The sequence below is a fragment of the Aggregatimonas sangjinii genome, assembly GCF_005943945.1.
Lineage (GTDB): Bacteria > Bacteroidota > Bacteroidia > Flavobacteriales > Flavobacteriaceae > Pelagihabitans > Pelagihabitans sangjinii.
In genome coordinates, this window is sequence record NZ_CP040710.1 from 3,462,183 (window position 1) to 3,486,280 (window position 24,098).

The 24,098-nt window shown below is 44.2% G+C and carries 20 protein-coding genes and 2 tRNA genes; 8 read left to right on the forward strand and 14 right to left on the reverse strand.

Translation table 11 applies throughout. The annotated features are described in order from the left end of the window. Nucleotides 1-4: 4 nt before the first annotated feature. The 5 genes from FGM00_RS14535 to FGM00_RS14555 form a co-directional block, all read right to left on the reverse strand. Nucleotides 5-460, reverse strand: a complete 456-nt coding sequence (locus FGM00_RS14535; protein WP_138853607.1) for a hypothetical protein — start codon at nucleotides 458-460, stop codon at nucleotides 5-7. A gap of 27 nt (nucleotides 461-487) precedes the next feature. Beyond that, on the reverse strand, nucleotides 488-1,234 hold the full coding sequence (locus FGM00_RS14540; RefSeq protein WP_138853608.1) for a MotA/TolQ/ExbB proton channel family protein: 747 nt from the start codon (nucleotides 1,232-1,234) through the stop codon (nucleotides 488-490). A gap of 373 nt (nucleotides 1,235-1,607) precedes the next feature. Continuing rightward, a tRNA-Ser gene (locus tag FGM00_RS14545) sits at nucleotides 1,608-1,695 on the reverse strand. A gap of 113 nt (nucleotides 1,696-1,808) precedes the next feature. After that, nucleotides 1,809-2,837 carry an asparaginase gene (locus FGM00_RS14550; protein WP_138853609.1) on the reverse strand — a complete coding sequence of 343 codons (1,029 nt, stop codon included), beginning with the start codon at nucleotides 2,835-2,837 and terminating at the stop codon, nucleotides 1,809-1,811. A 142-nt stretch (nucleotides 2,838-2,979) separates the two neighbouring features. Continuing rightward, nucleotides 2,980-3,750, reverse strand: coding sequence for a TatD family hydrolase (locus FGM00_RS14555; RefSeq protein ID WP_138853610.1), 771 nt, complete (start codon nucleotides 3,748-3,750; stop codon nucleotides 2,980-2,982). An 82-nt stretch (nucleotides 3,751-3,832) separates the two neighbouring features. Between FGM00_RS14555 and FGM00_RS14560 the strand changes: the two genes are divergently transcribed. Both FGM00_RS14560 and FGM00_RS14565 read left to right on the forward strand, forming a co-directional pair. Further along, on the forward strand, nucleotides 3,833-4,279 hold the full coding sequence (locus FGM00_RS14560) for a retropepsin-like aspartic protease (protein WP_138853611.1): 447 nt from the start codon (nucleotides 3,833-3,835) through the stop codon (nucleotides 4,277-4,279). Between the two features lie 153 nt (nucleotides 4,280-4,432). Then, nucleotides 4,433-5,773 carry a cytochrome-c peroxidase gene (locus tag FGM00_RS14565; protein ID WP_138853612.1) on the forward strand — a complete coding sequence of 447 codons (1,341 nt, stop codon included), beginning with the start codon at nucleotides 4,433-4,435 and terminating at the stop codon, nucleotides 5,771-5,773. 177 nt (nucleotides 5,774-5,950) lie between these two features. Here FGM00_RS14565 and odhB read toward each other — a convergent pair whose 3' ends face one another. Beyond that, nucleotides 5,951-7,228, reverse strand: a complete 1,278-nt coding sequence (gene odhB, locus FGM00_RS14570; RefSeq protein ID WP_138853613.1) for a 2-oxoglutarate dehydrogenase complex dihydrolipoyllysine-residue succinyltransferase — start codon at nucleotides 7,226-7,228, stop codon at nucleotides 5,951-5,953. A 19-nt stretch (nucleotides 7,229-7,247) separates the two neighbouring features. After that, nucleotides 7,248-10,043 carry a 2-oxoglutarate dehydrogenase E1 component gene (locus tag FGM00_RS14575; RefSeq protein WP_138853614.1) on the reverse strand — a complete coding sequence of 932 codons (2,796 nt, stop codon included), beginning with the start codon at nucleotides 10,041-10,043 and terminating at the stop codon, nucleotides 7,248-7,250. Nucleotides 10,044-10,219: 176 nt separating this feature from the next. Between FGM00_RS14575 and FGM00_RS14580 the strand changes: the two genes are divergently transcribed. Further along, nucleotides 10,220-10,738: an alpha-ketoglutarate decarboxylase gene (locus tag FGM00_RS14580; RefSeq protein WP_138853615.1), complete on the forward strand. Its 519-nt coding sequence runs from the start codon at nucleotides 10,220-10,222 to the stop codon at nucleotides 10,736-10,738. Between the two features lie 115 nt (nucleotides 10,739-10,853). On the opposite strand, the gene FGM00_RS14585 is transcribed toward FGM00_RS14580, so the two are convergent. The 4 genes from FGM00_RS14585 to FGM00_RS14600 all read right to left on the reverse strand — a co-directional run bounded on the left by FGM00_RS14585 (nucleotide 10,854) and on the right by FGM00_RS14600 (nucleotide 14,849). Then, on the reverse strand, nucleotides 10,854-11,210 hold the full coding sequence (locus tag FGM00_RS14585; RefSeq protein WP_138853616.1) for a hypothetical protein: 357 nt from the start codon (nucleotides 11,208-11,210) through the stop codon (nucleotides 10,854-10,856). 60 nt (nucleotides 11,211-11,270) lie between these two features. Then, the gene (locus FGM00_RS14590) at nucleotides 11,271-12,545 is read right to left on the reverse strand and encodes a metal-dependent hydrolase family protein (protein ID WP_138853617.1); all 1,275 of its coding nucleotides are present in this window, start codon (nucleotides 12,543-12,545) and stop codon (nucleotides 11,271-11,273) included. A gap of 84 nt (nucleotides 12,546-12,629) precedes the next feature. Next, nucleotides 12,630-13,646, reverse strand: a complete 1,017-nt coding sequence (gene galE, locus FGM00_RS14595) for a UDP-glucose 4-epimerase GalE (RefSeq protein WP_138853618.1) — start codon at nucleotides 13,644-13,646, stop codon at nucleotides 12,630-12,632. Nucleotides 13,647-13,694: 48 nt separating this feature from the next. Beyond that, a complete protein-coding gene (locus FGM00_RS14600; protein WP_138853619.1) occupies nucleotides 13,695-14,849 on the reverse strand; it encodes a DegT/DnrJ/EryC1/StrS family aminotransferase in 1,155 nt (384 codons plus the stop codon). A 92-nt stretch (nucleotides 14,850-14,941) separates the two neighbouring features. Here FGM00_RS14600 and FGM00_RS14605 point away from each other — a divergent pair, with 92 nt between their 5' ends. The 4 genes from FGM00_RS14605 to FGM00_RS14615 all read left to right on the forward strand — a co-directional run bounded on the left by FGM00_RS14605 (nucleotide 14,942) and on the right by FGM00_RS14615 (nucleotide 20,099). Then, complete coding sequence (locus FGM00_RS14605; protein ID WP_138853620.1) at nucleotides 14,942-16,177, forward strand: 3-deoxy-D-manno-octulosonic acid transferase; 1,236 nt, start codon at nucleotides 14,942-14,944, stop codon at nucleotides 16,175-16,177. Between the two features lie 301 nt (nucleotides 16,178-16,478). Then, a complete protein-coding gene (locus tag FGM00_RS14610; protein WP_138853621.1) occupies nucleotides 16,479-17,819 on the forward strand; it encodes a sugar porter family MFS transporter in 1,341 nt (446 codons plus the stop codon). A gap of 152 nt (nucleotides 17,820-17,971) precedes the next feature. Next, nucleotides 17,972-18,100: a hypothetical protein gene (locus tag FGM00_RS20055; protein WP_262711069.1), complete on the forward strand. Its 129-nt coding sequence runs from the start codon at nucleotides 17,972-17,974 to the stop codon at nucleotides 18,098-18,100. A 373-nt stretch (nucleotides 18,101-18,473) separates the two neighbouring features. Next, nucleotides 18,474-20,099: a sodium:solute symporter gene (locus FGM00_RS14615; RefSeq protein ID WP_138853622.1), complete on the forward strand. Its 1,626-nt coding sequence runs from the start codon at nucleotides 18,474-18,476 to the stop codon at nucleotides 20,097-20,099. A gap of 120 nt (nucleotides 20,100-20,219) precedes the next feature. On the opposite strand, the gene FGM00_RS14620 is transcribed toward FGM00_RS14615, so the two are convergent. Further along, on the reverse strand, nucleotides 20,220-20,585 hold the full coding sequence (locus tag FGM00_RS14620) for a formate/nitrite transporter family protein (protein ID WP_175416234.1): 366 nt from the start codon (nucleotides 20,583-20,585) through the stop codon (nucleotides 20,220-20,222). A gap of 185 nt (nucleotides 20,586-20,770) precedes the next feature. Here FGM00_RS14620 and FGM00_RS14625 point away from each other — a divergent pair, with 185 nt between their 5' ends. Next, a complete protein-coding gene (locus tag FGM00_RS14625) occupies nucleotides 20,771-21,442 on the forward strand; it encodes a DNA-formamidopyrimidine glycosylase family protein (protein WP_236262793.1) in 672 nt (223 codons plus the stop codon). A gap of 467 nt (nucleotides 21,443-21,909) precedes the next feature. On the opposite strand, the gene FGM00_RS14630 is transcribed toward FGM00_RS14625, so the two are convergent. Together FGM00_RS14630 and FGM00_RS14635 are read right to left on the reverse strand one after the other, a co-directional pair. After that, nucleotides 21,910-21,991 (reverse strand) — tRNA-Leu (locus FGM00_RS14630). A 236-nt stretch (nucleotides 21,992-22,227) separates the two neighbouring features. Continuing rightward, complete coding sequence (locus tag FGM00_RS14635) at nucleotides 22,228-24,075, reverse strand: PAS domain-containing sensor histidine kinase (protein ID WP_138853624.1); 1,848 nt, start codon at nucleotides 24,073-24,075, stop codon at nucleotides 22,228-22,230. Nucleotides 24,076-24,098 lie beyond the last annotated feature (23 nt).

Sequence of the window (24,098 nt, forward strand, 5' to 3'; positions counted from 1 at the left end):
ATTTTTATTTTTTGATTATGGTCTTTCTCACTCCGCCCCATAGCATTGCGCCAACGGCAACAATGGTGAGGATAAAGAATAAGTTAAGACCCATTCCGATTCTTTTAATGGTCGTTTCAGAAGTTTCTATTCCCTTGCTAGCCATTTCAGGTATACTTACATCCGTACCATCGGCCAATACATAGGCGATAGCAGCAGCGATAAGAAAACCTCCGACAATGAAAAGCGTCTTCTTAAGACTCGCCGGGTTTGAAAAAAGACTGACAAGTGCAAATCCGAGACTAGCGATAACAGCCACTGCAAGTAAAATATAGGTAATCCAAAACATGGCGTTCATGGCACCGTTCTGTGCAGCCATTGCAGGATCAGCTTCGGACATGGCCCTTGAGGGCAACATAAACCAAAGCACTGCCCCGATAACGCCAACGACAACTAATGCTATTTTTACAATTTTATTCATAATTCAAAAGTGTTAAAGGCGTGCAACTTATTTTTTGTGGTCTACCAACATGTCAATCAAAGCAATCGAAGAATCTTCCATATCGTTAACGATACTGTCGATTTTAGCAATGATATAGTTGTAGAATATTTGAAGTATGATTGCCGTGATCAAACCAAATACCGTAGTCAATAATGCCACCTGAATATCACCTGCAATAAGGGACGCACTCAAATTACCTACCGCCGCAATCTTTTGGAAGGCCTGAATCATACCGATTACCGTACCCATAAACCCTAGCATCGGCGCAATAGCGATAAATAGTGATAACCATGACACGTTTTTCTCTAATTGCCCCATTTGTACACCACCGTAGGAAACCACCGCTTTTTCGGCTGAATCAATACTTTCACCTGCCCTATCCAAGCCTTGGTAATATATCGATGCAACGGGCCCTTTTGTATTTCTACAAACTTCTTTAGCAGCCTCTACGCCACCGGAAGCCAATGCCTCTTCGACCTGCAACTTTAATTTTGTGGTGTTCGTGCTCGCCATGTTCAAATAGATGATTCTTTCGATAGCAACGGCCAGACCAAGAATCAAACACAAAAGAACGATACCCATGAAACTGGCACCCCCTTGTATAAATTGCTCTTTTAATATTTGGGTAAAGCCTTTTTCAACTTCCGCAGGGGCATCCTGCAACATAGTTGCCACAGTTGTCATAGCGTTCACAGTATTTGTACTTAAAACAAATAACCCAGACATTGCTAGGATAGAGAATGATTTTTTCATTTTTTTCGAACTTAAGATTAGTTAGTTAAAGGGTTAAAGATAAAAAAATTTCGCAATAATGAAAGTAAAACTTTAACGGAGTGCTCGCTATTTACATAGTTATGCACGAATACCGTAAAAGCCGCTTCCGTAATTCAAAAACAGCCAAAATTTCAACCGTCTCCAATCAATATTTTACTACTCGTCGGAGCAGGATTCGATTTCTTCCGGAACTACTATTTTAAAGTTTCTAGTTCGGCACTAAACCGTACGACCCGCATGGTTGACGATTTCAGGTTGCTTTGATGTGCACGATTGACCGCACTAATACCGTACAAAACTGATCGACTTGAACAAGATAGTGATTGCTGTACGGTTGCACATTTGGTTCTAGCAGAGAGGAAGGGATTCGAACCCTCGATACACTTGTGGTGTATACACACTTTCCAGGCGTGCGCCTTCGACCACTCGGCCACCTCTCTAGTTGAACTCGTCCCAACTTCCGTTTGAAACCGGGAAAAGTCACATTACCTTTTTTAAAGGGAGGGCAAATAACGAAAAAAATAGGACTCGCCGAAACTTAAAACAGGAAAAATTACGACATTTCCCCACGTAGCGAAGTTTCGAATACCGTTTTAAAGAGGGCATCCGACACCCCGGTACCCAAGAGGTACATGAGCTTGGTAATGGCAGCTTCGGTGGTAATATCCTTACCGTTAATGATTTGCAGCTTTTTAAGCTGTTCGCTTGTCTCGTACTGCCCCATGAGTACGCCACCACCTGAACACTGGGTTACGTTGACGATATGGAGTCCGTTTTTTGTCGCTTTTTTTAATTGATTCAGGAACCATGGTTCGTTCGGGGCATTTCCCGAGCCATAGGTTTCCAAAATCAATGCCCTTAAATCGGGAATCGAAAGTACACTTTCAAGTACCTTTTCACCCAGACCAGGAAACAGCTTCAAAATAGCCACATTTTCACTCATCTTTTTGTGCACCACCAGATTCTTCGTTCTTCTGATTTTTTTCAGGTTTTCTTTGTATACCTTCAAATGAACCCCGGATTCTGCCAAAGGTGGATAATTAGAGGACTGGAAGGCCTCGAAATGTTCTGCATTTATCTTCGTGGTACGGTTTGCTCGGTAGAGTTTGTATTCAAAATATAAGCATACCTCACGAATGACCGATTTTCCCTTTTCCCGTAAGGCGGCTATTTGTACAGCAGTAATCAGGTTTTCCTTGGCATCGGTTCTCAAATCGCCGATCGGTAATTGGCTCCCAGTAAAAATGACCGGTTTAGACAAATTTTCCAACATATAACTTAATGCGGAAGCCGTGTAACTCATGGTATCGCTACCATGTAACACCACAAAACCATCGTGACTATCATAAAATCGGTCAATAATATCTACCAGTTCTACCCAATACCCCACATTCATATTGGAAGAATCTATGGGATTCTTGAACGAAACGGTGTCGATTCCGCAGTCCAAAAGATTCAGCTCCGGAATATTCTTTAGCAACTTTTTGAAATTGAAGGCCTTTAAGCTACCGGATCGGTAATCCTTTACCATACCAATGGTGCCACCGGTGTAGATCAATAATATTTTGGTTTCTTCTTTCAAGTCTAAAACGTTATGGTTTCCATTAACTTTTACGAATACGGGAAGCGTTTACTTCTACTAAATACCACCGCATATACACCGCTCACTTTGCACCGCTTTTTAAAAAGTCGTTGCTACTTAGGCAAACTATCGAAAACCTGGTTTACGAAACACCAAAGACCTCTTTGGAATTTTCGGTGGTTATCCTCGCGATTTCTTCCAAGGATACCCCGTAAATCTCCGCCAATTTTTCCTGAACCTTAATAAGATAGGCACTTTCATTTCGTTTACCCCTGTATGGTACGGGAGAAAGATACGGGGAGTCGGTTTCCAGGACAATATGTTTTAAGTCGATTTGGTCGAGAAACCGGTCTATTTTACCATTTTTAAAGGTAGCCACACCACCGATACCCAATTTCATGTTGAGGGATATCGCCCGTTGCGCTTGTTCAAAAGTTCCCGTAAAGCAATGGAAGATTCCGTATAGTTCATCTCCCCTCTCGCCCTCTAGCACTTCGAATACGGCATCGAAGGCGTCCCTGCAATGAATAACGATGGGTAGACCATATTGTTTGGCCCAGCCAATCTGTTGCTTAAAAGCAGCTTGCTGTTGTTTTAAAAAGCGCTGCTCCCAATACAAATCGATTCCGATTTCACCAACCGCATAAAATTTTCGCGACCCCAGCATTTCTTGAACATGTTGCAACTCATCTTCGTAATTTTCCTTTACATGGGTGGGATGCAGCCCCATCATTAAGAATATATTTTCTGGGTAAGCGGACTCTAGGTCAAGCATCCGTTGGGTATACGTAGAATCTATCGCCGGAATATAAAATTGTTCTATACCGGCATCCATAGCGCGGCGAATCATATCCTCACGATCATCATCGAACGCTTCGCTATATAAATGTGTGTGGGTGTCAACTAGCATCATGCGACAAAAATAGGATTATCTTTGCAAGTTCAAACCTAAGTTTAACTTCATGTTCGGCCATGGCGGACATTATCCCAATTCTATGTCATCCCTAAAAAAATTCCTGTCCAAAAAAAAATATACCGCTATTCCCCTTACCCTCACGGCAACAAACCATTTTGAGATGGTCGCCAAAATAAACGAAATCTCCGGAAGATTCATACTCGATACCGGCGCATCGAATACCTGTGTAGGTTTCGATAAAATCTCATTTTTCAACCTTACCTCCAAGGCCTCAAAAATAAAGGCGGCCGGTGCCGGTGCTACGGATATGGAAACATTGATTTCCACTAAAAACAAGATAGTCATTGGTAATTGGGAAAAGTCGAAATTGAAAATCGTGTTATTTGACCTAGGTCACGTTAACGAGGCCCTTACGGCACACAACGCCCTTCCGGTAGATGGGATTATCGGTGCAGACATCTTAAAAAAGGCAAAGGCCATTATCGATTACAAAAAGCGCCGACTATACCTTAAAAACCGTGAATAACAAAAGTATGGCAACAGCCTGTACAATCTTGGTTGATACAAAATAAGTCATTTCCTATCTTTCAAAACTTTAACGATGTTCGGATAGTTTCAACGAAAATAATTTCTGAGGATATGGAATTTTTCGTTTTTTGTATCCCCAAATTTTTGTAAAATGACCAAATCTTTTTTTTATGCCGCCTGTCTAGGCGTCTTGGTGCTCGGCTTTTCATGTTCGCCGGATAACGAGGAATACTCGCCTATATCATCCGACACCGAGCTGGAGGAGCAAATCCTTCAGCTTACCGCTTCTTTGGATGACCTCAAACTACCGCATAACGATTTGTCCGGAATACCTAGTGACCCCAAAAATCCCATTACCTCTGAAAAGGTAGCCCTGGGAAAATTGCTATTTCATGAAACCGGTCTTGGCACAGCGCCAAAACAAGTTGAGGGAACAGGCACCTATTCCTGTGCTAGCTGCCATCATGCAAAAGCAGGCTTTCAGAGTGGAATGAAACAAGGTATCGGAGAAGGCGGTACAGGATTTGGACTGTTGGGTGAATCAAGAAAAATGGACCCCAATTACGATATTGCCATGGTCGATGTACAGCCCTTACGGTCGCCCACGATACTCCATACCGCTTATCAGGATGTCATGCTGTGGAACGGCCAATTCGGTGCCACCAAGACTAATGCGGGAACCGAAGCATCGTGGACCACCGAAACACCAAAAGAAACTAATAGCTTAGGATTTGAAGGAGTAGAAATACAAGCCATTGCCGGCTCGGATGTGCATCGCCTGAAATTCGACCCGGAAATGTTGCAAAATAACGCGGTGTACAAAGCACTTTTTGATGCGGCCTTTCCGAACGTTCCGACCACCGAACGCTACACTAAGCTTTACGGTGCTCTGGCGATTGCGGCATACGAACGTAGCGTTGTCGCCTCGGAGGCGCCTTTTCAAAGATGGCTTCAAGGGGATAGTGACGCTTTGAACGCAGATGAAAAACAAGGCGCCCTATTATTTTTCGGAAAGGGAAATTGTTATAGCTGCCATTCCGGTCCCGGCCTGAACGGGATGGATTTTCATGCCCTCGGAATGAATGACTTGAGCGGTGCCGAAATCATAGGCGCACCTATAGAAGCCGATATCAAAGGTCGTGGTGGCTTTACCAACAATCCTGAGGACGACTATAAGTTCAAAACCCCAACGATTTATAATCTTAGGGACCTAAAGTTTCTAGGACACGGTGGTTGCTTTGGCTCGGTACGGGAGGTATTGGAATACAAAAATATGGCCGTTGCAGAGAACGAAGTGGTACCACAGGAAAATATCTCGAAAGAGTTTACTCCTCTCGGACTTTCCGAAACGGAAATTACACAACTGACCGCTTTTATCGAAAACGGTCTTTTCGATCCGAACCTCGACCGCTATGTTCCGGAGCGCCTGCCAACCGGACACTGCTTTCCTGTTGCGGACGAGCAATCGAGAACCGACCTTGGGTGCAATTGATTGCGATTCGCAAAATCCTCATAGGGATTGTCGGATAGGATAAGGTTGCCAAAAATGAAAAGAACCGACCAAAAAAGACCCCAAAGGTTTTCAACGCCTTTGGAGTCTTGATGTTCATATATCGCACTATCTTCAAGCTACTATGCAAGTCTTTGAAAGAAAGCTGAGCGATAGGCTTTACATTTCCAACGCCTTTTTTACATCACCATCCATCAAGATTTCCTCTGGATTCTCCAAAGCTTCCTTTATGGCCACCAGGAAACCGACCGACTCCTTCCCATCGATAATTCTATGGTCGTACGAGACTGCCACATACATGATAGGCGCTATAGCAATGAGACCATCTTTGGCAATCGGACGTTCTACAATATTGTGCATTCCCAAAATAGCGCTCTGTGGCGGGTTGATAATCGGTGTACTCAACATGGAACCGAAAACACCCCCATTGGTGATGGTGAACGTACCCCCGGTCATTTCATCTACGGTGATATCACCATCGCGAGCACGCAACGCAAGTCGTTTTACCTCAGCTTCTATTCCTCTAAACGTCAGGTTCTCGGCATTTCGAATTACCGGCACCATAAGACCTTTAGGCCCGGACACCGCGATACTGATATCACAGAAATCATAGCTTAACATTTCTTTGCCATCGATCATCGAATTCACCGCCGGATACATCTGGAGCGCACGAACGACCGCTTTGGTAAAAAAGGACATAAAGCCCAAACTCACCCCGTGCTTTTCCTTGAAAGCTTCTTTATACTCCTTTCGCAAGGCGAAAATCGGAGACATGTCTACTTCATTAAAGGTCGTCAACATGGCCGTTTCGTTCTTTGCGGAAACCAAGCGTTCGGCTACCTTTCTACGGAGCATCGAAAGTTTGGTCCTGCTTTCACCACGGTTTCCGCCGGTAGGCGTTCCCATAGAGGGTACGGCCTTCACTGCATCGTCTTTGGTGATACGACCATCGCGACCGGTACCTTTTACCCCTTTGGAATCGATACCTTTCTCATCAAGTATTTTCTTGGCTGCCGGTGAGGCCACACCAGACGCATAAGTTTCCTTGGCTTGAGCCGGTTGTGGTGCTTTTTTATGGTCTTCGGAGTTTGGAGTAGCTTTCTGATCCTGAGCGAGGTCTTTCTCAGCATTCGAACCGGAACCTTCATCACCCCCGCCCATGGTGCTTTCCGCATCTTTACTAGCCCCTTCTGGTGCACTGGCGCTAGTGTCGATCAAGCATACCACGGCACCGACTGCCACGGCGTCGCCTACTTCTGCTTTCAAAGTAATGGTACCACTTTGCTCCGCAGGAAGTTCAAGTGTCGCTTTATCGGAATCGACCTCAGCAATAGGTTGGTCTTTTTCTACGTAGTCGCCATCCGAAACAAGCCATTCCGCAATCTCTACCTCGGTAATCGATTCTCCCGGTGAAGGGACTTTCATTTCTAATATCATGTTACTATTCTTAAGTACGTTAGTTGTTTCGATTCATATTGTCCTTGGTCTTATCGAAAACATAATCGATGACCTGTTGATGCCTTCTTTTGGAACGTACGGCACTGCCCGCTGCCGGTGATGCATAAAAACGTCTTGATGCCACCCTAAAATTTCGGACATCGTCAAAATGCATTTGCAGATGGCTCCACGCACCCATGTTTCTTGGTTCTTCCTGCGCCCATACCAAATCATCAGCATTCTTGTATTTTTTAATAATCGCCTTCATTTGGTCCGACGGCAAGGGGAACAATTGCTCTATCCGTACCAATGCCACATCGTCCCGCTCGTGCTCCTCTTTTGCCGCCAATAGGTCATAGTAAAACTTACCGGTACAAAACACCAAGCTTTTTACCTTTTTCGCGGTGGCGGATGCATCATCGATCACCTCCTGAAAACTTCCTGTTGCCAATTCGTCGGCACTTGAGACTGCCAACGGATGCCTCAACAGGCTTTTAGGCGTAAAGATGATCAAAGGCTTTCGAAAATTGGCCTTTAGTTGGCGCCTTAGGATATGAAACATTTGTGCCGGAGTGGTCACATCGGCAATATACATATTATCCCTTGCACACAATTGCAGGTAACGTTCCATACGTGCCGAGGAGTGTTCTGCACCTTGACCCTCGTATCCGTGTGGCAACAACATTACCAATCCGTTCTGTAATTTCCATTTATCCTCAGCGGCGGAGATATACTGATCGATCATGATCTGGGCACCATTGCTGAAATCACCGAATTGCGCTTCCCATATCGTTAGCGTATTCGGACTCGCCATGGCATACCCATAATCGAAACCAACAACGCCGTATTCCGATAGCAGCGAATTGTATATTTGAAAATTGCCTTGTTTGTCGTTGATATGGTTGAGCAAAAGCACCTCTTCCTCGCTCTCTTCGACCTTCATTACGGCATGCCGATGCGAGAACGTACCGCGTTCTACGTCCTGACCGGACATACGTACCCCGAAACCTTCTTCCAATAGACTCCCGTAAGCCAGCAATTCGCCCATGGCCCAATCGAGCTTATCGGTTTCGAAGTACATCTTTTTACGATCTTTCACCAGCTTTTCGACCTTTCGTAAAAACTTTTTGCCGTCGGGTAATTCCGTAATCACTTTGGCGATATGCGTCAATTTTTTTTTGTCATAGGTAGTATCTACAGCATCCATCATTTCCCATTCCCGCACATTTTCAAATCCCTTCCACTCATCTGCCATAAAGGGAGTTATAATGGTTTTGTCTTCTTTTCGGGAATCTTCCAATTCGGTCTCCAAAGAATCTTTGTACTCCGCTTCCAATTTTTTTACAAAACCGCTATCGATAATACCTTCGGCCATTAAACGTTCGGCATAGATATCCCTTGGGTTTTTATGCTTGGCTATTGCCTTATATAGATTGGGCTGCGTGAATCGCGGTTCATCACCTTCGTTATGCCCGTACTTACGATAACCCAATAAATCGATAAAAACATCCCTATTAAAACGCATTCGGTATTCTAGGGCGAAAAGCGCCGCATGAACCACGGCCTCGGGATCATCTGAATTTACATGCATGACAGGGCTTAGAGTGACCTTCCCAACGTCGGTACAGTAGGTAGAGGATCTTGCATCCAAATAGTTGGTCGTAAATCCGATTTGATTGTTTACGACAATGTGTATGGTACCGTTTGTCTTATAGCCATCGAGATTCGCCATCTGCACCACTTCATAGACCAGACCCTGACCGGCAATGGCAGCGTCACCATGCACTACGATGGGTAATACTTTGGAAAAATCGTCCGGAAAATGTGCATCCTGTTTGGCACGACTTATACCTTCGACCACCGCTCCAACTGTTTCCAAATGCGATGGGTTGGGAGCGATGTTCATTTTGATTTTTGCGCCGCTTTGGGATTTGCGATCGCTGGTCCAGCCTAAATGATACTTTACGTCGCCGTCAAAAATCTCCTGCTCGTAGTCCTTGCCGTCGAACTCGCTAAAAATATCCTTGGCGGCCTTCCCGAAAATGTTGGTCAATACATTTAATCGCCCCCGATGTGCCATTCCCATAACAAACTGCTCCACTCCCATTTCGGCAGCGCGTTCGACTATGGCATCGAGTGCCGGAATCAACGATTCATTTCCTTCCAAGGAAAACCGTTTTTGCCCGACATATTTAGTATGCAGAAAAGTCTCGAAAGAAACCGCCTGGTTCAATTTTTTGAGAATATGTTTTTTCTTGTTCGCATCAAGTCTTGGATGGTTATCGTTGGCATTCAACCAATCCTGAATCCATTGTACCCGCTCTGGTTTTCTGATGTACATGTATTCGACACCGGTAGCGTCGCAATAGATACGCTGCAAATGGCTGATGATCTTCTCCAAGGTGCTCGCTCCGATACCTAGAATTTCCCCGGCCTCGAAAACGGTAGACATATCGCTTTTTTCGAGTCCGAAGTTCTCGATATCCAAGGTAGGTTCATATTTGCGACGTTCCCGTACCGGGTTGGTTTTTGTAAACAAATGACCCCGGGATCGGTACCCGTCAATCAGGCGGATGACCTGAAACTCTTTTCGCAATGACTCGGGAATGCCTGCCACCGAGCCGCTCGGCAATTCTAGGATTCCGTTCGCCTCGACCGCCTCCAATCCATCCATAGCACTTTCAGTACCGAAATCGAATCCCTGAAAAAAAGCTCTCCAGCTTGGTTCTACAGCATCGGGGTTGGTCAAGTACTTGTCGTAGGTCTCCGCGAAAAAAGAAGTATGCGCCGCGTTCAAAAAGGAATATTTATCCATAAAAGGTCTCTCTAGGTAACCGATAAAAATTTATCAAAAATACAATAATTCGAATTTCTAAATGTATATTGAACCATATTATTATCGAAGCTGTATCGGGCTTTTTTTCGCCTCTTTTGGGTACGAGGCAACCAAGCTGGGACGAGTTTACCATCTGGTCATTATAAAACACGACCATGAACGTTAGTCGATTATCGCAACGGGCAATAGTTTTCTGTATGCTTTGCATGATGTGTTCGGGTGCCGCCCTTGCACAAAACACAACACTTAAAAGCCCTTTTTGGAGCAGGGTACGTTTTGGCGGCGGTATTGGTATCGGCTTCAATAACGCCGGTTTTAATGGTGCGATTTCGCCCACCGCCTATTATCAAGTAAGCAATAGTTTCGCCGCGGGCGTAGGACTAAATGGTATCTACTCTAAAGTGAACGACAGCAAACTGACCGCGTATGGAGGAAGTCTTGCCGCGCTTTACCACCCTATCCATTTTCTTCAGATTTCAGGAGAATTCGAACAACTTCGTGTAAACCGTTCTTTGGGTGGTTTCAGCAGTAGCGCCTGGGTACCGGCCCTGTTTTTGGGTATCGGTTACCGCACTCAGTTCGCAACTGTAGGTATTCGCTACGATGTCCTGTACGATGATGAGCGAAGTATTTACCTCAACCCTTGGGCACCTTTTGTGCGGTTCTATTTTTAAGACGTCAATGTCCGAATTATCAAAAAGAGTTTACTTACGAGGCATGAAAGATCAAGGTAATTCGTTTTGCAAAGGAACGGTCTCGTGCCCATAAACCACCTTGGACCATCTCGCATCAGACATCATACTTTTGTCTTAAAGTAACCTTTTGCAATTCTCTTTTAAGAATCAAGAACGAAACCTGTCCGGCTACCTCGACCGAATCGGTGACCTGAATTTCCTTAAAAGCCTTTTCGGGTATGTCTATCACGTAGATTAGATTCAGATAATCCGAAAATTTCTCCATAAGAAGCACATACAATTTTTCGTGTAGGATCTTGGGTAATTCACTCCTCGGAACGTCAATTGGAAAATCGATATGGATATTCGCCAAGCCGAAATCCTTCTTCAGTTGAGCGACCAATTTACCATATAGCTTTTGTTCTTCGGCTTTTGCCAAAAGTGCTTCACTATTCTGTAAATTTCCCTTCATATAGTATGTACGTGACCCCGCCTACATTGTTTTCTGGCCAGCGTTAATGACAATATTCATTTACTCTTTATAAATAATCCCTTCTTTCATCACAAAGACCACATTCTCAAGTGTCGCCACATTTTTTGTTGGGTCTTCTGCGACCGCAACGATATCAGCAAGAAAGCCTACCTTCAATTGACCCAATTCGTTAGCCATATCCAAAAGGCCCGCATTGGTCACGGTCGCCGCTTGAATCGTTTTCATAATCGGCATCCCGGCCTCATGCATAAATCCGAATTCCTTCCCGTTTTCACCGTGGGGAGAAACTCCGGCATCGGTACCAAAGGCTATCGGCACACCTTTATTATAAGCTTTTCCAAAGGTAATCTGGCTCACCGGGCCAATCTCTCGAGCTTTTTTTGCTACCACCGGAGGTAGAAAACCTGGTATATCGGCCATTTTCGCAGCAGCCTTTCCCGCTGAAATAGTTGGCACCAAATACGTGTTATTTTCGACCATTAGATCCATCGTCTCCTCGCTCATCAAAGTACCATGCTCTATTGTTTTTATACCTCCCAAAACGGCACGGCGCATGCCTTCATCACCATGGGCATGCGCTGCGGTAAGCATACCGTAGTCCCCAGCCGTGGCGGTAATCGCTTTAATCTCTTCGATGGTAAACTGCGGATTTTGTCCGTTTTTGGCAACGCTCATCACTCCACCCGTAGCCGTAATCTTGATGACGTCAGATCCATCTTTATAACGCTGGCGCACAGCTTTTTTCGCATCTTCGGGAGAATTAACGACTCCCTCCTTTGGGCCCGGGTCGCCACGAAGATCCTCCCGCATGCCATTCGTAGGGTCGCCATGACCTCCTGTAGAGGCTATAGTCTTGCCCGCCGTAAAAATTCGGGGGCCTTTAACGATACCCTTTTCAATGGCGTTGCGCAATGCGATATTCACCCCTGAACCGCCTAAATCACGAACGGTAGTAAAACCGGCCATGAGCGTACGCTCGGCGTAAACGGTCGATTGAAAGGCAACATCGGCCGGGTTTTTGGTAAAGCGGTCTAAGTATCTCGTGGGGCTCGACTCCCCTTCAATATGAACATGCATATCGATAAAGCCCGGCAGTACGGTCTTGTTTTTCAGGTCGATGATCGTGTCTTCCTCTGAACCACCAACGAATCCGTCCTGAATACTTTTTATGGTTTTCCCGGAAACCACAATGGTTTTTTCCTTTGATATTTTACCGGTTTCGGTATCAACGATGCTTCCACATTGAAGATATATGTCCTGAGCGTTTACTGATACTGCCCCGAAGAGGACGGCCAATGCAAGTAGTTTTTTCATTTTTGGCGGAATTTAGAATAGCTAAGGGGAAATATACACAATATTTTCCCCTTGTTGTGGTATTCTTAAATAAAGTGGATTTCCCTAATCCCTGATTTTTTGCTCCCAATCCCAAGCCGATTTCATGGCTTGATCCAAGGTATATTCCGCTTTCCAGCCCAAGACCGTATTTGCCTTAGTGGTATCAGCATAGGCTTCGATGACATCACCTGGACGCCTATCCACTACTTTGTAGTTTAATTTCTTACCCGAAACACGTTCAAAACTTTGAATCGCTTCTAAAACCGAGCTGCCCTTACCGGTACCAACATTAAAAACTTCGAAGTTTTGGGCATTCTTACCTTCGAGCAGGCGTTTCAAGGCCAATACATGTGCCCTTGCCAAATCGACAACATAGATATAATCCCTAATACAGGTACCGTCTTCGGTGGGGTAATCGTCTCCAAAAACCGAAAGTTCATCGCGCATTCCGATTCCTGTTTGTGTGATAAAAGGAACAAGGTTCTGCGGCACGCCAACGGGCAATTCCCCAATCTCTACACTAGGATGGGCACCCATTGGGTTAAAGTATCGTAATGCGATGGCCTGAAGGCCTGAAGTTACCTTGCAGGTATCGAAGATGATTTCCTCTCCCATCTGCTTTGTATTGCCATAGGGTGATTCTGCCGGCTTTACCGGAGCGTCTTCCGTAATGGGCATTTGATCCGCCTGGCCATACACCGTACAGGAAGAACTAAAAATAAAGCTTGCGGTATTCTTTTGGCTTAGCTCCTTGAGCAGGTAGACCAAAGTACCGATATTGTTCTCATAGTACAACAAGGGTTTTTCAACACTTTCCCCGACAGCCTTTGATGCCGCGAAATGAATTACGCCCGCTACATTACTATGCCTCGAAAAAAAATCCTCCACTTTTGACTTTTCCTTTAAATCGAATCTTTCAAATTGCGGTCGCACGCCCGTTATTGCGGAAATCCCATCAAGTACTTTGACATCGGAATTCGAGCAATCATCGATGATGACTACCTCAAAACCTTCATTCTGTAATTCTACGACGGTGTGTGATCCGATAAAGCCTAAACCTCCTGTTACGAGAATTTTCATGTAATCTATTTTAAACTATTGGGCAGAAAAATTTCAGTTGCGATAACATCATTCAATTACAAAATCAATGACGGTTTTCGTAATAAAAGCAATCTGTTCGTCATCAAGTTCTGTATGCATGGGCAAAGAGATGACTTCCTTTATCAACTGATTGGTCACCGGAAAATCATTCTCGTCATAACGCGCGTCAGCGTACGCTTTTTGACGATGCAAGGGTATGGGATAGTAAACCCCGCAAGGTATTCCGTTTTCGCTCAAGTGTGCGACCAACCCGTCCCGTTTTCCATTGGTTATCTTTAACGTATATTGATGAAAGACGTGACAGTCGCATGTACTGCAAATGCCCTCACAGCCATTTACGGTCTTCGGCACTGTGATATTGGGTTGTCCTGAAAAGGCCCGAGAATATTTTCTGGCAGCGGCTCTGCGTCGATTGCAATAATTGTCTAATTTTGGCAATTTGGCCCGCAAAACGGCGGCTTGAATAGAATCTAACCTTGAATTTACACCAATGACATCGTGGTGATACCGTTCATACATCCCATGGTTCACGATTCCCCTTAAGGTATGGGCAAGGTCGTCATCGTTTGTGAAGATGGCACCACCATCGCCGTAGGCGCCTAAATTTTTGGATGGGAAAAAAGAAGTAGAGCCCACATGGCCTATGGTACCCGCCTTTTGTTTGCGACCGTCGCTAAACGTATGATTCGCACCAATGGCTTGGGCATTGTCCTCGATAACATAGAGGTCATGCTTTTCGGCCAAGGCTAAAATCGCATCCATAGGGGCGCATTGACCGAACAGATGTACGGGAACAATTGCCTTGGTCTTCGGGGTTATGGACCTCTCGATGGCGGCCACATCGATATTAAACGTCTCCGGGTCGACATCTACTAGTACCGGGGTAAGTTGCAAGAGGGCAATCACCTCAACGGTTGCCGCGAAGGTAAAGTCGGCGGTGATGACCTCGTCACCCGGTTCAAGACCAAGTCCCATCATGGCGATTTGTAACGCGTCGGTTCCATTGCCACATGGTATCACGTGCTTTACTCCTAAGTACGCCTCAAGTTCTTTCTGAAAAGCATGTACTTCCGGACCGTTTATAAAGGCCGAAGTTTCCATAACACTAGTTATAGCGGCATTTACTTGCTCTTGAATGCCCCTGTACTGACCTCCAAGATCGACCATCTGGATTTTCCTCATTGATGTTGCATTTATAATTCCACCCAAAAATACGAAACCGCAGACAATCATTTCTTGAAAGAACTGTAATTTAGCGGCAAAATATACCGGGCGTGCACTTCATTTATAATCTGATCGTACAGATTTCTTGGTTCCACTTGAAAGTAGTGGCGCTTTTTCATCCTAAAATAAAACTCTTCGTTACAGGTAGAAAGAATGCCATGGGCGTTTTAAAGCAGGCCTTTTCGAAAGGAGATAATGTCATCTGGATGCATGTGGCCTCTTTAGGAGAATTTGAGCAGGGACTTCCCGTCATAGAGAAATTGAAGGAAGCCTATGCAAACCACAAAATTCTTATTACCTTTTTTTCACCTTCCGGTTATGAAATAAAGAAAGACACCTCAGTTGCCGACACAGTGGTATACCTACCCATGGATAGCCGAAAAAACGTCACCGAATTTCTGGATGTCGTAGCACCCTCCCTGGCGATTTTTGTGAAATATGAGATTTGGCCCAATTATCTACGGGCATTACGGGGCAGAAAGATACCGGCCATCCTGATTTCAGCGATTTTTAACGAAAAACAGATTTATTTTAAGGGATATGGAGGTTTTATGCGGAAGGCACTTTCCTCATTTTCGCACTACTTTGTACAGAACGACATCTCTGCCTCCTTATTGAAATCTGTAGGAATTACTGAGGTTACCGTTTGTGGTGACACCCGTTTGGATAGGGTTTCCGAAATTCTGGAGAGGGACAACCATCTAGATTTCATGGAAGACTTCAAGCAAGACCGCAGCTGCTTTGTAGCAGGAAGCACTTGGCCGGAAGATGAAGCCATTTTAATCGATTACATCAACCACTCGCCTAAGAACCTGAAATTCGTTTTGGCCCCGCATACTATTAAAATTGACAAGATTTTAGGGTTGGCCGGTGCGTTGACCAAAAAGACCGCATTGTATTCCAAACGCGCTAACCAAGATTTGGCGGACTACGATGTACTGATCATCGACCATATCGGGTTATTGACAAAAGTATACAGCTACGCCGATTTTGCCTATGTGGGTGGTGGGTTCGCCACCGGACTGCACAATACCTTAGAGCCTGCGGTTTTTGGTGTACCCGTTATCATTGGTCCGAACTATCATGGTTTTCAGGAGGCAGAAGCATTGGTGGCACTAAAGGGTATTTTACCCATTGGCGACAAATGGAGTTTTGGAGAATTGATGAAACGATTGCTCGACAATCCCGAACTTAGGAAAAAAACCGGCGAGATCAATGCCACATATATTACCAAAAACAAGGGGGCAAGCGTCCAAATTATGCAATACATCCGTACATTAATCTAGACTCCTTTAAAGTCAGGTTATGCGTTTATCCCGGTTACTGATCCTTCTTTTTGCGGCCTCATTAGGTGCGTGCAATTTCTTTACTACCGAAAAGAAAGGGAAACAACCTGAAAGCGAACCGCTTCATGAACTTGAAGACGTCGAATTCCAAAAACTTCGCGAACAACAAGATTCGCTCTTACAAAGACGCCAAAAGAAAACTAAGCGGAAAAGTATAGACACTTTAAAACCAAAGCAGGCATAATGGCGATGGTAGGTTGGTTTTTTTGGTTAGCTTTAGGCCAACTAATTAATCGACCAAATGAATTCTAAACTTTTTCGCATTTCAATGACCGCTGCGCTATCCGGTTTCCTTTTCGGATTCGATACCGTGGTCATTAGCGGGGCCAACTTGCCCATTAGGGAATTATGGGATACCTCACCACTTTTTCATGGGGTTTTTATCATGTCCATGGCCCTTTGGGGAACCGTAATCGGCTCTTTGCTGGGCGGTATACCTTGCGATAAGTTAGGGCGTAAGAAAACCCTGTTTTGGATCGGTGTCCTCTATGCCGCCTCGGCGCTAGGCTCAGCCCTCGCAGCAGACCCCTATCTATTTTCCTTTTTCAGGTTTATCGGCGGTCTCGGTGTTGGTGCCTCATCTGTAGCCGCACCCATCTACATATCGGAGATTTCGACCAAAGAGAATCGAGGAAAATTGGGTGGGTTATATCAGTTCATGTTGGTTTTGGGAATCCTTATCGCCTTTATTTCCAATTATTTGCTTCAAGGTGTTGGAGGCGAAAATGACTGGCGTTGGATGCTAGGGGTCGAGGCCATTCCCGCCATCATCTATACCTTAATGGTTTTAAGTATTCCCAACAGTCCGAGATGGTTGGCCATAACCAAAAAAGATGATGCGGGCGCATTAAAGACACTTGCGATGCTAACATCTCCCGATGAAGCGAAAGAAAAGCTCCAAGAAATCAAGAACTTGAACCCGGTGAGCATCGTAAAGGAAAAACTGTTCTCCGGAAAATATAAGACTCCCTTGTTATTGGCGTTTTTACTCGCCTTTTTCAATCAACTTTCAGGCATCAACTTTGTCCTGTACTACGCTCCGGAGATTTTGGAAAGAGCTGGCCTAGCTGCCCAAGAGTCGTTGTTCAGTTCAATTTCCATTGGAATCGTAAACCTGATATTCACCTTCGTAGGCATCCGCCTTCTCGATAAATGGGGCAGAAAACAGCTGATGAAAATAGGTTCATTAGGCTATATCATAAGTCTTGCCACGGTGGGTTGGTGTTTTTACTCAGGGGCCAGCTCAATGGTGTTGCTGACCTTTGTGCTCGTCTTTATCGCTTCGCATGCCATAGGACAAGGCGCAGTCATATGGGTCTTTATTTCGGAGATTTTCCCCAATAAGGTACGTGCCTACGGACAGTCTTGGGGAACGGGAACACATTGGGTCTTTGCTGCCATAATAACATTGATAACCCCCGTGTTCCTTGATGCCGATGAAGGCATATTCAAGGACAACCCTTGGCCTATCTTTATCTTCTTTGCGGGGATGATGGTACTGCAATTGCTATTTGTACTTTTTATGATGCCCGAGACCAAAGGAGTCTCATTGGAAGATTTGGAAAAGAAACTTAGCCGCTGACCCTGCTAACGTAATGGCTACCATACGCTTTAACGATTAATCTGGTATTATAACGGCCCCAAATACTAAAATTGACGCCATTGGTCGAAATAATGGATTAAAAAACGATATCAAACCTAAAAATTTATTAATTTTCAGAAAATTAAATAATTATGGAACAAGAAATCACTTTTGGCGAAAAGATGTTGAATGGGTTTTTAAGAGTAATGGTCGTTATCCTCGTTGGCATTTTGCTTTCTGTTGTAGTTGCCGTTTTTCTTTCGCTCTTCGGTATTATTTAACCCCCGATTAAGTTCCCCAAAAAAATCTTACTACCATCCACCTTATTGTTCATGAAATGAATAGAAGTCCTTTCCTTTGGGAAGGACTTTCTTTTGACCTGTACTCCGTGAATTATGTTCGACCTTTTCATCTCCTGAGCAGCGGGGACATCCCGAAGTCTATCGGGATGCGGCAAGCTGTTCCGCACAGGACGCCATCAACGAATTTTCGATAAACTCTTTCTTCATGATTCTGTTTCGATTTTTTGATTTATTTTAGCTTGGATTACGTTTGATTGAAACTGTTGAAGGAAGTACGGGAAACGCTTACAACTGGATAAAGATATCTTTCAAATCTAAAAGTTACCAACTAACCAACTAGACCAACCTACTTATGAAAGGACTCGATACAATCGATTGGATAGTAATCGTTGCCTATTTTTTTCTACTCCTTGGTGTTGCCTGGTGGGTTATCCGTAAAAAACAGGAAAATACCGAAGACTATTTTCTAGCAGGCCGCAACATCGGTTGGTTTATGGTGGGTGCCTCGATTTTCGCATCGAATATCGGCTCGGAGCACGTAGTCGGTCTTGCCGGGAATGGTGCTGGCGATAAAATGCCCCTGTTGATTTATGAGTTGCACGCGTGGATCGTTTTAATGCTCGGTTGGGTCTTTTTGCCCTTTTATGCCCGTAGCGGTGTATTTACGATGCCCGAATTTTTGGAAAAACGCTTCGATGCCCGTTCCCGATGGATACTCTCGATAGTTTCCTTGGTCGCTTATATTTTGACCAAGGTATCGGTCACGATCTACGCGGGTGGCGTGGTCGTTTCTGCCTTGTTGGGCATCCCATTTTGGATAGGCGCTGTGGCTACCGTGGTCCTCACGGGAATCTATACTGTACTAGGTGGAATGCGGGCCGTGGTCTACACCGAGACCATACAGGCGATTATCCTCGTTTTAGGCGCCGGTATTCTTACGTTTTTAGGCTTGGAGGCCGTCGGGGGCTGGGGTGAACTCAAAGAGACAATCGGTCCCGATTACTTTAATATGTGGCGTCCCAATTCGGACCCGGATTATCCGTGGTTGCCCTTGTTCATTACCAGCACCGTAGTAGGTATCTGGTACTGGTGTACCGATCAAGTTATCGTACAGCGCGTATTGACCGCCAAAAACATCAAGGAAGGGCGCAGGGGAAGTATCTTCGGAGCGCTTTTAAAACTGATGCCCGTGTTTCTATTTCTAGTGCCCGGAATTATCGCTTTAGGATTAAAGCTACAGGGTAAGTTGCATTGGGATAGCCCCGATGAAGCCTTCCCTGTGCTGATGAGTAATTTAATGCCTTCGGGCTTACGAGGCCTGGTCGCTGCCGGACTGCTGGCTGCTTTGATGAGCTCACTGGCTTCGGTCTTCAATTCCTGTTCTACACTTTTCACTCTGGATATTTACAAAAAATTGAAGCCTGAAAAACCGGAAGCCGAATTGGTAAAAACCGGCCGTATTGCTACTTTTTTCGTGGTAGGATTGGGCTTATTGTGGATTCCGATTATTTCGAGACTATCGGACGGACTCTACGAATATCTACAAAACGTACAGGCTTACATTTCACCGCCTATCGCCGCTGTTTTTCTGTTGGGAATCTTTTACAAACGTATCAACGCCAACGGTGCTATCGCGACATTGGTAGGCGGGTTCATTATCGGATTCTCAAAATTGACTCTGGAAATCTTAAAATCGAATTTTTCGGAAGGTAGTTTCCTGTTCAATCTGGCCGATATCAATTGGTTGGTATTCGGGGCCTATTTCTTTGCGCTGTGTATTGCCATTGCCGTGGTTGTCAGCATGTTTTACCCAGCGCCTACGAAACAGCAATTGGCAGGTTTAACTTTTGGCACCGTGTCGCAGGAACAAAAAGCGACCAATAAAAACAGCTACACCATCTGGGACATCATCATATCCGTCGCAGTGGTACTAATTGTGCTTTACATTATGGTATCTTTTAGTACGCTGGCCTTATAAAGAACCCGCGCTGCTTGAATCGGCTTCAAACGGTCTGTGCCTACCCATATTCGATTTTCGAAATACACCCCTGCATAAAATATCGTCACCTGGGAAAAGCTGTCTCAACTAACCGGTCATTTATAGGTTGGCGGCGCATGACCTATATTTTAAGGGAGCCACAAATATCACTCCGCCAAAGGCGTTTCCAAAAAGGGCGGTCGAGTGAAAAATGGTATAAGTACTTTCTGATATGTCATTGATGAAAATGAGTCCGGCCAGCACTTCAATATTGCCGACAGTGCTATGATGTAGGCCTGCAAAACCGATCGTTGTCGCAATCATACAGATGCCAAAAATACGACTGCTGGTTTCATTCGAGGAAACGACCAACCAAGATAGTAAAGCCATAAGCCAACCCGCCAGTACCACGCTTCCGAAAATAATCGAGGGAGAACGATGTATTACCTGTTGGGCGATTTCCGAGATACTTTCTTTCGCAATCACTCCCAATCCTTTCCTTTCCCACAAATAAGGACAGTGATAAAGGCGCCGCCAATTAGATTACCGATTACTACCAATCCCCTCAATTTCAGAAGTTCTTCAAAGGCTAGCTTTTGAATAGAGTGTTATAACTATGTAAAAAAAAATTCTAAAGCAACCTATTTCTCTACCTTTAAAAATAAAAAGGTATGCCAGAATTGCCAGAAGTTCACGGTTATAAAGTATATATAGACAGTACCGCGCTACATCAAACTATTACGGCATTGGATTGTCGCGATACCAGGTTATTGAAGAAATCAAAGGAAGAATTCGAACAACATCTCCTACAACAAAAGCTTACCGGAACTCAACGAATCGGGAAATATTTGTTCGTGAAAACGTCAGGAGCCAAAATTCTCGTCCTACATTTTGGGATGACAGGCCGCCCCAAATATTATAAAGATGAAGAAGACAGACCAAAGTTCGGCCATATCGTAATCGCCTTCGATAGCGGTTTTCATTTCGCATTCGAGAACAAACGTAAATTTGGATGGTGGGACCTTACTGATTCCATTGAAGATTATAAACTGGAACACGATTTGAGCGATGATGCGAGGGACTTGTCCTTGGAAACCTTTAAACAATCGTTCAGCAATCGTAAAACGCACGTTAAAAAAATTATCATGGACCAGAGTGTTGCTGCCGGAGTGGGAAATTGGATGGCAGACGAAATCTTATATCAAGCTAAAATACATCCGGAGAAAAGGGTGGAAAATATGTCGGAAGAGGATATTGAAACTGTTTATAACGCGATGAAAAAGGTAATTGAAGTGGCCATTGAAAACGATGCACATTACAGCGATTTTCCCAAAATTTCTTGATGCATTTTAGAAGAGAGGGGGCGACCTGTCACCACACTGGAACGGAAATACAAAAAATCAAATTAGGCGGTCGAGCGACCTATTTTTCTCCAAAATGGCAAGAATTATAGTTGCTGCACTTTCCCTAAGATATTCGATGTCGTAAAAAAAGGAATCAAGAATATAAACTTTGATATCCTCCGAAAAAATTGAAATAAAAATCCCTAATTCTCCCACGATGATCGGACTCAGCTATGTGATGAGGTCTTCTTATAGTCGTTTATCTATAATATGTAGAAGGTTTACTTCAGTAAGGTAGCCCTTTTCCCTATAATCAATAAAGGCTACATATTTGCAGAAAGACTCCCTCCAAAAAAGGGCGGCTAAACCTGTCTGCCGACAGGCAGGCTTCTCGTCTCTCCTACTTTTTTCTTTACCTAATCTATCGCAACAAAAAAGCCCTTCGTTTCCGAAAGGCCTTCACTCAGTACAGGCGGAGAGACTCGAACTCTCACACCTTGCGGCACTAGATCCTAAGTCTAGCGTGTCTACCAATTCCACCACGCCTGCATTTCTATATGTTTTCGTGGTTACCTCCCGCGACTTCGGGGCCACCACGCCAGCACAATCCAATAAATATTGGGCTGCAAATATAAAGCAAAAATCGAAACCTGCGCAAATCACTTGAACTAAAATTTCGTAGGGCCATACACCTCTTGAAGGTAAGATAGCCTCCAGTCAAGTAAAAGCTCCGTGGTAAAAAACACACGGAGCTTTACTAACTAACCACTGATAAGCAGATAATATCAATTATTGGGAAAATAAAATTTGAATGTTGCCCCTTCCCCTATAGCGCTTTCTACCTCAATTTTTCCTTTCATAAGATCCATTTGGTATTTGGTAAGATAGAGTCCCATACCCTGGGAATCCCCTTCGTTATTAAGGGTCTTGTAAAGTGCGAATAATTTCTCCTCATCTTTGGCCATGTCTATTCCGATGCCATTATCCTCGATTGATAGCACGGTATATTTTCCCTGAACAGTAGCGCTTAAAACAAGCACCGGTGCTTTGAATTTTTTGCGATAGCGAATGGCATTTGACATACAATTACCCAAAATACTATCAAGATAAACAGGAACCGCCTTCACTTTTAAGGAATCGGGTATTTCATTTACTATTTTAACGGACTGCCTTTTGACGAGCCCTGCCAATCGTTGTTCCGTCTTGTATATGGCATCGTTTAAAGTTATTGCTTCTTTTTTACACCTTTCATTATTTCGAATCGATACGATTTCCCTAAGCCCCTTTATCGTATCGGTGAGGTGTTCGGCTCCTTCGCAGAGCACCGAAACGACCTTATTTCGTTCCCGTTCATTGGTTTCCTGTTTTAAAAATCCGAGAAGTAATGAAAAATTGGTAGCGTGCCCTTTGAGATTGTGGGAAACCATGTGGGCAAAATTGACTAGTTTTTCTTGGCTTATCTCGAATTCCGATATACGGGTTTTTAGGTTTTTGATTTGGTGGTTTACCGGAGACACATCTTGAACTACTGATAATACCTGAGTCTCATTCAAACTATTGGTCAGCAATTTGCTCTTGATACTAATAATAATGTTTTCGCCGGATTCGGTACCCAAAACGACCCTATCGATTTTAAAGCTTCCTTTTTCATTGAGGCACTTGGCAATCTTAGATTTACCCCCTGCAGCACTCAGGTTTACGAATCTCGGAAAGAATTTTCCGGTCATTTGTTCCTTGGTATATCCCGTTATCGAACTAAGGGCCTCATTACAATTGAGAATTTTTCCTGACTTGTAATCCGTAATGACCATACCAACAGGTGAGAAATCAAAAAAATCCTCAAAATTGCTTCCTATTGTCTGAACCACTTTTGTGGTGTCACTATTCATTTTTTCCGTAATATCCTGAACAGTTCCGATGATTCGCGTGCACTTACCATCCTTGAATTTTGGACGACCGATCGTATTCACCCAAATCCGTTTTCCATCCCTCTGCAACAACTCGAGATTCTCGTTCCATGGCAAACCATTATGAATCGCATTTTGAATCGCCTCCTGTATGCATCGTCTTGATTCACCTTGTCTATAGAAACCGGTAGCCATGTCTAAGGTAATCTTCGAATTGTTATTGACATTGAAGATTTCCCGTACTGCTGGCGCTAAAAAAAGCTCATCGGTTATCACACTATAATCCCAGCTACCAATACGCGCTATTTTACCTTTTTGATCGAGAAGGTTTTTAGTTCGTTTTAGTTCGAGCTGTAATTCTTTGGTCTTGGGAACTTCTTTTACGGTAATTACGACGCCGATTTCATTGCCGTACCCATCCTTCCACGGATTTAGATTCCAAATAAAATTCTCGCTAATCTGTTTTGATGTCTTTACCCTGTCCATTATTTGGATGTCCTTGAGGCCATCCATCGCATATTCCAATCTTGTTTTCCAATCATTCGATAACCTAGGGAATATCTCAAAAATGGTCTTTCCTTTAATATCACTACTTTGCAGCCCAAACTTTTCCATCCAGTGCCTGGAAGCATCTATCAATCTGAAATCGGTATCCAGCAGAGCAATAGAAGTGGGAAGTTGTTGAAGTAGACTAGTGTTTCTAACGGTTTTTGGGCTTGGTATCATGTGAGTTATTTTCCTACAAATTA

Excerpts from the sequence above, each read along its gene's own strand:
- FGM00_RS14590 (WP_138853617.1), bottom strand. The coding sequence starts at position 12,545 with ATGAAAAAACTACTTGCATTGGCCGTCCTCTTCGGGGCAGTATCAGTA.
- FGM00_RS14585 (WP_138853616.1), bottom strand. The coding sequence starts at position 11,210 with ATGAAGGGAAATTTACAGAATAGTGAAGCACTTTTGGCAAAAGCCGAA.
- FGM00_RS14575 (WP_138853614.1), bottom strand. The coding sequence starts at position 10,043 with ATGGATAAATATTCCTTTTTGAACGCGGCGCATACTTCTTTTTTCGCG.
- FGM00_RS14540 (WP_138853608.1), bottom strand. The coding sequence starts at position 1,234 with ATGAAAAAATCATTCTCTATCCTAGCAATGTCTGGGTTATTTGTTTTA.
- galE (WP_138853618.1), bottom strand. The coding sequence starts at position 13,646 with ATGAAAATTCTCGTAACAGGAGGTTTAGGCTTTATCGGATCACACACC.
- FGM00_RS14535 (WP_138853607.1), bottom strand. The coding sequence starts at position 460 with ATGAATAAAATTGTAAAAATAGCATTAGTTGTCGTTGGCGTTATCGGG.
- FGM00_RS14610 (WP_138853621.1), top strand. The coding sequence starts at position 16,479 with ATGAATTCTAAACTTTTTCGCATTTCAATGACCGCTGCGCTATCCGGT.
- odhB (WP_138853613.1), bottom strand. The coding sequence starts at position 7,228 with ATGATATTAGAAATGAAAGTCCCTTCACCGGGAGAATCGATTACCGAG.
- FGM00_RS14615 (WP_138853622.1), top strand. The coding sequence starts at position 18,474 with ATGAAAGGACTCGATACAATCGATTGGATAGTAATCGTTGCCTATTTT.
- FGM00_RS14560 (WP_138853611.1), top strand. The coding sequence starts at position 3,833 with ATGTCATCCCTAAAAAAATTCCTGTCCAAAAAAAAATATACCGCTATT.
- FGM00_RS14555 (WP_138853610.1), bottom strand. The coding sequence starts at position 3,750 with ATGATGCTAGTTGACACCCACACACATTTATATAGCGAAGCGTTCGAT.
- FGM00_RS14580 (WP_138853615.1), top strand. The coding sequence starts at position 10,220 with ATGAACGTTAGTCGATTATCGCAACGGGCAATAGTTTTCTGTATGCTT.
- FGM00_RS14600 (WP_138853619.1), bottom strand. The coding sequence starts at position 14,849 with ATGAGGAAAATCCAGATGGTCGATCTTGGAGGTCAGTACAGGGGCATT.
- FGM00_RS14625 (WP_236262793.1), top strand. The coding sequence starts at position 20,771 with ATGCCAGAATTGCCAGAAGTTCACGGTTATAAAGTATATATAGACAGT.
- FGM00_RS20055 (WP_262711069.1), top strand. The coding sequence starts at position 17,972 with ATGGAACAAGAAATCACTTTTGGCGAAAAGATGTTGAATGGGTTTTTA.
- FGM00_RS14635 (WP_138853624.1), bottom strand. The coding sequence starts at position 24,075 with ATGATACCAAGCCCAAAAACCGTTAGAAACACTAGTCTACTTCAACAA.
- FGM00_RS14565 (WP_138853612.1), top strand. The coding sequence starts at position 4,433 with ATGACCAAATCTTTTTTTTATGCCGCCTGTCTAGGCGTCTTGGTGCTC.